Raw genomic sequence first — 290 nt, 5'->3', positions numbered from 1 at the left:
CACGGTAAGAAATATCACAAGCGCAGTCATGGTAAAACAAACCGAGGGCAAATAAAAAATCGCGTTAGCATTGAAGAGCGCCCACAAATAGTTGATGAGAAAGGCCGTATCGGAGATTGGGAAATAGATACCGTCATAGGCAAAGGTCATCGAGGCGCCCTTGTTACCATTGTAGAGCGGGTTACCCAATTCACTGTATCAACTCAGGTGGCAGGAAAAACAGCGGAAGCCGTCACTGCGGCGACGATAGAACTATTAAGGCCATATAGGTCAGCGCTTCATAGCATCAC

Annotated in this window: 1 protein-coding gene; it reads left to right on the top strand. The window is 47.2% G+C overall.

Annotation, left to right across the window (positions count from 1 at the left end; all coding sequences use genetic code 11):
- A partial coding sequence (locus AAEY62_RS21775; RefSeq protein ID WP_350636477.1) for an IS30 family transposase occupies positions 1 to 290 on the top strand: 290 nt, incomplete at both ends.

The sequence above is a fragment of the Pseudoalteromonas sp. GW168-MNA-CIBAN-0100 genome (genome assembly GCF_040309225.1).
Lineage (GTDB): Bacteria > Pseudomonadota > Gammaproteobacteria > Enterobacterales > Alteromonadaceae > Pseudoalteromonas > Pseudoalteromonas arctica.
This window is presented reverse-complemented; position numbering and strand designations above follow the sequence as displayed.